This is a genomic window from Actinotalea sp., from assembly GCF_041597215.1.
Classification (GTDB): Bacteria; Actinomycetota; Actinomycetes; order Actinomycetales; family Cellulomonadaceae; genus Actinotalea.
In genome coordinates, this window is the sequence record NZ_JBFHHB010000178.1 from 1 (window position 1) to 6,560 (window position 6,560).

Here is a 6,560-nt window from a genome sequence, read left to right on the forward strand (position 1 = left end):
CGAACGGTGGTGCCGGCCGCGGGGAAGGCGGCGTGCTGACGGAGCGTCTCCCAGGTGACCCGGGTCCTGCGAGGTTCGGCGACGGAGGTCCCGTTCGGACCCTCGGTCCAGGTCTCCAGCGTCGCACCGACCGGATCCCCGTCGACGAACCGGCTGACCGTGACGAGGCCTGCGCCGTCCTCGCGCATCCGTACGGTGCGCCCGTCGGGGCAGCCCGCGCGGATCTCTTCGGCGGTGAACGGTGTGGGGAGGGTCATCCAGCCACCCTCGCGCCCCGACCGGGCCACGGCAAGGTCAGACGAGCACCGGCTCCGGCCGGGCGACGCTACGCTCGCCGAGCTTGACCACCACGACCCCGGCGAGGATCAGCACCCCGCCGAGCAGCTGCACCGTGCGGGGCAGCTCGCCGAGCAGCAACCACGCGAAGCCGATCGCCGCGATCACCTCGAGGAGGGCGACGAACGACGCGAGCCGGGACCCGAGGCGCCGGGTGGCGGCGATGCCCGTGGTGTAGGCGAGGCCGGCGGTCACGAGCCCGAGCCCGAGCAGCGGCAGCCACCACGGCACCTCGCGCCCGCCGGAGTACACGGCCGGCGCGGTCGACGCCTCGAGGGGAAGCAGCCCCGCGATGCCCAGCAGCCCGAGCACCACACCGCCGACGACGAGACCTCCGGCGGCGAGCGTCAGGGGCGGCAGCCCGGTGGACTCGTCCGCCGAGACGACGAAGTAGGTGGCCGCGCCGACCATCGCACCGAGCGCCCAGGCGACCCCGACCGGGCTCACCCCTGCCCCGCCCACCAGGTCGAGCAGCAGGACGAGGCCGAGGGCGGCGAGACCGGCGCCGGCGAGCGTAACCGGTCCTGGCCGTTGGCCGTGCCGCAGCCAGAGCCACAGCACGACGGCCGCCGGTGCCGTGTACTCGATGAGCAGCGCGGGCCCGACCTGCATCGAGGTCACCGCCGAGAAGTAGCAGAACTGCGCCCCGGCGACGGCGAGCACCCCGTACAGGGTGATGAGGCCGGCGTTGCGGCGCAGCAGTGACCACCGTCCGCGCAGGGCGATCAGACCCAGCGGCACGACGACGACGGCCGCGATCGCCACCCGGGAGATCGTCGCCGCTCCCGGGCTCCAGCCCGTGTCGAGCAGTCCGCGACCGAGCCCGCCGGAGGCGCCGAACGACAGCGCGGAGACGACGGCGAACCCGAGGCCCGAACGCAGGCGCGAGCCGGGGGCCGCGGCGGCTGCCCGCGGCGCGTCATGGGTCATGGCCGTCATGGGTCGTGACGCTAGGGGCCGGTGATGTAACTTGTCAACGTGGTCTTCACTCATGACACGGAATCGGCTCTCCAGGCGGCCGTCGAGCTCGCCAACAGTGCGCTCGACAGCGACAGCCTCGGCACGACCGAGGCCCTGGCGGAGTTCGTCGAGCGGTGGGGCTACTCCGGCCGGCACGACGGCACCGAGGTCGAGCTCGAGGAGGTCCGCGCCACACGCCCCGCGCTGCGCGCCCTGCTCCTTGCCGAGCGTGACGACGCTGCCGAGCGGGTCAACGCGATCCTCGCCGACGCCCCGGCGTTCCCCCAGCTCGCCCGCCACGGCCGGCACGACTGGCACATCCACGCCGTCGCGCCGGGGGAGTCCCTCGCGCTGCAGATCCTCGTCGAGACGGCGATGGCGATGGTCGACGTGATCCGGGCGGACGAGATGTCCCGGCTCGCGGTCTGCGCGGACGAGTCCTGCGAGGGCATCGTGCTCGACCTCTCGCGCAACCGGTCGCGGCGGTTCTGCTCGACGGCCTGCGGCAACCGCAACGCCGTGGCGGCCTACCGGGCGCGGCAGGCGGAGCGCTGAGGCGCGAGTACGGCGTGCCAGCGCGCTGACGTACCCGCCGGCCCGCCCGGTGACGTACCCGCGGGCCCGCCCGCCGGCGCACCCGCGCCCGGTCGGCCGATCGACGGGTGTCGACCGCCCGGACCGGGCGCGGGTCTCAGGACGACCTCAGATCGCCGCGGGGGTGACGTCCTCCACCGGCGCTGCGTCCTCCACCGGGTCCGCGAGGTCCACCGGCGCTGCGTCCTCCACCGCGCCGGCCGCCTCGCGGGAGCCCCGCGCCGGGATCGCCGCGCTGAGCACGAAGGTGGCCACCACCAGAGCGAGCAGACCCCCGGCCAGGACGACGGACCCGTCGATGAGGGTGGTGAAGTTCCACAGGACGAGGGCGACGAGGCCCATGAGCCCGAGCGTTCCCAGCGTCGGCGCGACCCGGGTGTGCCACAGGCGCCCGTCCACCCCGCTGCGGGCGAAGAAGACGATGACCGAGATGCTCGTGAGGACCATGAGGAGCAGGACGGAGATCGTCGCGACACCGCCCATCCAGGTGAAGAGCTGCAGCACCGGGTCCGCCCCGGCGAGAGCGAAGACCCCGACGGCGACCGCGGCAGACGCCGTCTGCGTCAACGAGCCCATGTACGGCGAGCCGTGCTTCGGGTGGGTGCGGCTCAGCGCCGTGGGGGCCACGCCCTTGCGCCCGAGGGAGAAGAGGTACCGGGCGATCGCGTTGTGGAAGGCGAGCAGCGCGGCGAACAGGCTCGTGAGCAGCAGCACGACCATGATCTGCGCGACGATCGGGCTCACGTAGACGGCAGCAGCCGTGAAGATCATGTCGGGGTCGGCCTGGGCCGCGGCGACGACGTCGCCCGAGCCGAAGGCGAGCACGAAGGCCCAGCTGGCCAGGGCGTAGAAGACCCCGATCAGCACGACCGCGACATAGGTCGCCGCGGGGACCGTGCGACGGGCGTCGCGCGCCTCCTCGCCGTAGATCGCGGTGGCCTCGAAACCGATGAACGAGGCCACGGCGAACATGATGCCGATCCCCGGGGCGCCGGAGAAGAACGCCGTCGGCGTGAAGGAGACGGTGTCGATCCCGCTGGCCCCGCCCTGCGCGAGGACGGCGGCGGCGACCACCGCGATGACGGCGATCTCGAGGGTCAGCGCGACCCCGAGGACCTTCGCGCCGACGTCGATGTTGCGGTACCCCAGCGCGCCGACGGCGAGCATGAGCAGCAGGGACCAGGACCACCACGGCAGGTCGGGCCCGCCGATCTGGATCACGAGCCCCTGGGCCGTCGCCCCGGCCAGCCCGTACACGGCGGCCTGGATCGAGGTGTAGCACAGCAGGGCGAGGCCTCCGGCGCCCAGGCCCATCCGGCGGCCCAGGCCCTCGGTGATGTACGCGTAGAACGCGCCGGCGTCCACGACGTGCCGACTCATCGCCGCGAAGCCGACGCTGAAGACGAGCAGGACGAGCGCGACGACGATGAACGCCGCCGGGCTCCCCGCGCCGTTGCCGATCGCGAGCATGACGGGAAGCGCGCCGCCGATGGCGGTCAGGGGTGCGGAGGCGGCGACGACGAGGAAGACGATCCCGGCGACGCCGATCGAGCCGCGCAGTCCGGAGGTGGGTGGGGAGGAGGTCTCGGTCATCAGGGGTCCTTGGGTTCGGAGGGGGTGGGGCGAGTGCCGTCAGTGGCAGGGGTGCGCGGAGTGGCCGGAGTCCTCTCCGGCCGGTGCTGCCGCCTCGCCTGACCCGCGGGAGCGGCAGTGCGCGCTCGCGGAGGGCGCGACGTCGAGCGTCGGGTTCCGGTCGAAGAAGCCGACGGGCTTGAGGGTGAACCCGGCGTAGTCGACGGGCATGATCGGCCAGTCCTCGGGCCGCGGCACATGCGTGAGGCCGAAGGTGTGCCACAGGACGATGTCGGTGTCGACGACGGGGCGGTCGTCGGCGGTGAAGGCCGGCAGCCCGGCGCCTCCTGCGTGCTGGTTGACGAAGTCGCCGGCCGCGTAGCGCTCGGCGGGGTCGTAGCCGGTGACCCACAGGTGCTGGGTCGCGAAGGCCGCGCGCTGGGCGATCGGGCTCGCCGGGTCGGCCAGGAGAGTCGGCTGGGCCTCGGGGTACAGGGCGTAGGCGACGGGATTCCCGAGCTCGTTCAGACTCCCCGGGGCGGTCACGTGCCAGGTGCGGCCGATGCTCGCATCCGCCTGGCGCTGGGCGGTGAGCTCGCTGGTCAGCACCGTCCGGGACTGGGCGAAGGCGTTGCCGCGCTCGTTGCCGGGGCCCATCGGCACGCGGACGAAGTCGAGCTCCTCGACGGAGTTGCCCGCTCCGTCGAGGTCCATGTCGAGACGAGCGCTGAACAGGTGCTGGTGGAACGGAGCGCCGAGGCCCGGCGCGATCTCGCTCGCGTAGGGGTAGCCCTTCTCCGGCAGGGCGGAGGTGAAGACGACCCCGGTGGCCTTGGCCTCGAACTCGATCGTGCCGTCGAGGTAGAGGTACCAGTAGAAGCCGTAGTCGTAGTTGCCGATCGTGGTGAAGAAGCTGATCACCATGCGGCGCTGACGGCGGGTCTCGGAAGACCCGGTCCACAGGTCCGAGTGCTTCCAGAGGATGCCGTAGTCCTCCTCGTGCATGCAGATCGCGTTGCGCAGCACGGTGGGGTTGCCGAACTCGTCGGCGATGGTCACGTCGAGGTAGGTGATGTCGCCGAGGCAGTCGCAGCCCAGCTCGAGGGCGTTGGCGTACCGGCCGATCAGGTACTCGCCGGTGTCGAAGTAGTTCTGCCAGGACCGCACCGGTGAGGGGTCGGCGTAGGGGACGACCATCTCCGAGATCGAGGCCCGGTGGATGATCTTGCGCAGGCGCTCGCCGTCCTGGAAGGCGATCTGGTGCAGGGTCAGGCCCTCGCGGACGTCGAAGCCGACGCGCAGCTGCCACTTCTCCCAGGTGAGGAGGCTGCCGTCGAGCCGGAAGCTCGGGCCCTCGGGCTGGGTGATCTCCAGGGGTCGCTGGCTGGTGCGCAGCGGGCCGGTGACGGCTGGGTCGTCGAAGTTGCCGGAGCCCTCGGGGACGGGGACGGCGCCGAGGTCGATCACCTGGTCGACGGAGCGGTTCATCACGTCGACGTAGGCGACGAGCCCGTCGATGGGGTGCGCCCAGGCGTGGTCCTTCGGGTGCTCCTGAAGGAACGCCAGTCCGCGCAGGATGCGTCGGCCCTTCTCCTGCTCGTACTCGAAGACGCCGGCCGAGAGCGGGGCGACGCGGACCTGGGCGACGTCCAGCCCCCGGGCCTCGAGGGCTGCGAGCCAGGCGGGGTCGGTGGAGAGGACCTCCTCGACGAGCTCGAACTCCGAGTCCAGGACGGGCAGCTGACCGTCGACGGAGGCGTCGAGGGTGCGGTCCGAGACGACGTGCCCACCGGTCAGGCACAGCACGAGGTCACGGGCGGGGGCTCCGGTGACGTCGTGCAGAAGGATGCGGACGGTGCGGCAGGGCAGCGGGCCGCCGTCCTCGAACGCGGCGAGCTCGGCCTTGGTCGGCTCCTCCAGACCGAGGTAGACGTACCGCGTGTGCTCGCTCGCGAGGCCCTTGGCCGTGAGTAGGGCGCCGGTGGCGGCGATGTCCTGAGCCGTGAGCGGGCTCAGGGGGTGCTGGGGTGCCTCCTGGTCGGCGGATGCGGTCGGGGCGAGGGAGAGGTCGACGGACATGGAGATCCTTCGGTTCGGTTCGGTTCGGCGCGGGGTGGGGCGGGGTGGCGCGGGGTCGGGCCATTCGGGCGGGCCGGGCGGTTCGGGCGGGTCGAGGCGGGAAGGGGCGCTCAGCTGCGGCGCAGCAAGGGGTGGTCCGGGCTCGCCAGGGCGCCGACGACCCCCAGCACGAGACCGATGACGGGGATCGCGATGAGCGCGAGCATCAGGGTCGGGTCCATCGCGGAGTGCCCGAGGGCGCTCGGGGTCGTCAGGGCCTGGTCGACCACGCCCCGATCGACGAGGGCCTCGGCGGCGGCGTGCGCGGAGTGCCCTGCGGTGGCGTCCGTGGCAGCCGTGGCGTGCCCGAGGCCAGGAGTGGCCATGAGCAGACCGTGGACGGCGAGCATGCCGGCGGAGACGGCGGCGTGGACGACGAAGGCCGGGTATCCGGGCCGGCGCAGCAGGTGGACCGCGCAGCTCGCGCAGGCCAGGGCCAGGACCGCCATCGCGACGGACACGGCGATCGAACCCGGCTCCGTGACGAGCGTCGCGACGTGGAGGGTCGCCGAGGCCGCGGCGGTCAGAGCGGCGAAGCCCGCGAGCGTACGACAGGCGGTCGTGGTGGAGAGGCCCGTCGTGGTCGAGGCGCCCGTGGAGGCGCCGGTCGTGGTGGAGGCGCCCGTGGTGGCGCCGGTCGTGGTGGAGGCCCCCGTCGCCGAGGTACCCGTCGCCGTGCGGGCAGGGGATGCGCCGGGGGCCTCGCCCGAGGCCTCGGCGGGAACCGCTGCCGGAACCTCGCCCGGGCGCTCACCCAAGGGCGGGAGGAGGAGGTGGTGCGCGGTGAGGACGGTCATCACGGTCGCCTTCCGGCTGAGGCACCACGGCGGACGTGGTGGCTGGGTGCAGAGTGACGCCGTCGTCGTCATCGGGTCCGACTAGGACCTTGGTCCCGATGTCCGGAAGGTTATTGAGCGCGCGCTCAACGTGGGTTTCGTCCCTGTTTCGAGCGGATCAATTGTTCGGTCCGCGCCGGGAGA

5 protein-coding genes and 1 pseudogene are annotated in these 6,560 nt (G+C 72.8%); 1 reads left to right on the forward strand and 5 read right to left on the reverse strand.

The features are described 5' to 3' along the window. Together ABWK99_RS11980 and ABWK99_RS11985 are read right to left on the reverse strand one after the other, a co-directional pair. Positions 1 to 257, reverse strand: a pseudogene (locus tag ABWK99_RS11980) (hypothetical protein); the annotation flags it as partial. A gap of 37 nt (positions 258 to 294) precedes the next feature. After that, positions 295 to 1,275 carry an EamA family transporter gene (locus tag ABWK99_RS11985; RefSeq protein ID WP_372594934.1) on the reverse strand — a complete coding sequence of 327 codons (981 nt, stop codon included), beginning with the start codon at positions 1,273 to 1,275 and terminating at the stop codon, positions 295 to 297. Between the two features lie 39 nt (positions 1,276 to 1,314). Here ABWK99_RS11985 and ABWK99_RS11990 point away from each other — a divergent pair, with 39 nt between their 5' ends. After that, positions 1,315 to 1,851, forward strand: coding sequence for a CGNR zinc finger domain-containing protein (locus tag ABWK99_RS11990; protein WP_372594935.1), 537 nt, complete (start codon positions 1,315 to 1,317; stop codon positions 1,849 to 1,851). Positions 1,852 to 1,998: 147 nt separating this feature from the next. Here ABWK99_RS11990 and ABWK99_RS11995 read toward each other — a convergent pair whose 3' ends face one another. The 3 genes from ABWK99_RS11995 to ABWK99_RS12005 all read right to left on the reverse strand — a co-directional run bounded on the left by ABWK99_RS11995 (position 1,999) and on the right by ABWK99_RS12005 (position 6,377). Continuing rightward, positions 1,999 to 3,483, reverse strand: coding sequence for an APC family permease (locus ABWK99_RS11995; RefSeq protein ID WP_372594936.1), 1,485 nt, complete (start codon positions 3,481 to 3,483; stop codon positions 1,999 to 2,001). 39 nt (positions 3,484 to 3,522) lie between these two features. Beyond that, a complete protein-coding gene (locus ABWK99_RS12000; protein WP_372594937.1) occupies positions 3,523 to 5,541 on the reverse strand; it encodes a primary-amine oxidase in 2,019 nt (672 codons plus the stop codon). Positions 5,542 to 5,651: 110 nt separating this feature from the next. After that, positions 5,652 to 6,377 (reverse strand): hypothetical protein, encoded by a 726-nt coding sequence (locus ABWK99_RS12005; RefSeq protein ID WP_372594938.1) that lies wholly within the window; start codon positions 6,375 to 6,377, stop codon positions 5,652 to 5,654. Positions 6,378 to 6,560 lie beyond the last annotated feature (183 nt).

What these genes read in the sequence shown, in the direction of transcription:
- ABWK99_RS11985 (WP_372594934.1), bottom strand. Translation starts at nt 1,275, where the DNA reads ATGACGGCCATGACCCATGACGCGCCGCGGGCAGCCGCCGCGGCCCCC.
- ABWK99_RS11995 (WP_372594936.1), bottom strand. Translation starts at nt 3,483, where the DNA reads ATGACCGAGACCTCCTCCCCACCCACCTCCGGACTGCGCGGCTCGATC.
- ABWK99_RS12000 (WP_372594937.1), bottom strand. Translation starts at nt 5,541, where the DNA reads ATGTCCGTCGACCTCTCCCTCGCCCCGACCGCATCCGCCGACCAGGAG.
- ABWK99_RS12005 (WP_372594938.1), bottom strand. Translation starts at nt 6,377, where the DNA reads ATGACCGTCCTCACCGCGCACCACCTCCTCCTCCCGCCCTTGGGTGAG.